This is a genomic window from Oleiphilus sp. HI0086 (genome assembly GCF_001635225.1).
Genome location: NZ_LWFZ01001398.1, coordinates 1 through 1,048, shown reverse-complemented (window position 1 = coordinate 1,048; position 1,048 = coordinate 1). Strand labels below are relative to the sequence as shown.

The 1,048-nt window shown below is 47.8% G+C and carries 1 protein-coding gene; it reads left to right on the top strand.

What is annotated here, in order from left to right; genetic code table 11:
• A partial coding sequence (locus tag A3756_RS23805) for an RNA polymerase sigma factor region1.1 domain-containing protein (protein ID WP_304438936.1) occupies positions 1 to 1,048 on the top strand: 1,048 nt, incomplete at both ends.

Sequence of the window (1,048 nt, the reverse complement as noted above, 5' to 3'; positions counted from 1 at the left end):
TAAAGAACAAGGGTACCTGACTTACTCAGAAGTAAACGACCACCTTCCAGAAGATATTGCGGATCCGGATCAGGTTGAAGACATTATTCGCATGATCAACGACATGGGTATTCAGGTTGTTGAAGTTGCGCCTGATGCTGATTCATTGCTTATGTCAGATGGAGATTCAACAGACGAAGTGGCGGCGGCTGAAGCAGCTGCGGCACTGGCAGCAGTAGAAACCGAAGCAGGCAGAACAACTGACCCAGTACGTATGTATATGCGTGAAATGGGTACTGTAGAGCTACTAACGCGTGAAGGCGAAATTCGTATCGCCAAGCGTATCGAAGAAGGTGTTCGGGATGTGATGGCATCTTTGGCTCACTTTCCGGGTGTCGTTCAGGGTATCTTGGATCGATATGACACGACAGTGGAAGAAGAAGGCCGTCTAAGTGACATTATTTCAGGCTTTGTTGACCCAGAGACCGATGCGATTCCTGCACCGGCTCCTATAGTCGAAGCGAATAGTGCTGATTCCGACGACGATGACGAAGAAGAGGGCGAGAAAGGCCCTGATCCAGAAGAAGTGCGTGAGCGCATGGATGAACTTCGTGCTCAGCTAGCGGTAGCCTTAGCAGAAGAAGCAAAGCATACTCGTAGCAGTAAAGAAGCAGCTAAAGCTTATAATGAGCTAGGTAAACTGTTTGCACCGTTTAAATTGAGTGCCAAGCAGTTCGATGCCTTGATCGTTGAAGTTCGTACTACCAACGAAATCGTTAGGATTAATGAGCGTGCAGTTATGGCGCTTTGCTCCAGATATTGCGGTATGGATCGTAAAGAGTTCATCAAACGATTCCCGGGTAATGAAGCAAACCTACAGTGGATTGACGGCCTAATTGAAGAAAGTCACCCCTGTGCAGCGAAGCTAGAAGCGAACCGTGTTGAAATTACGCGTGCGCAAAGAAAGATCGCAGAAATGGCTAACATAACTGGCATGACCATCGCTGAAATTAAAGACGTCAACCGTCGTGTATCGATTGGTGAAGCAAAAGCGCGTCGTGCGAAAAAG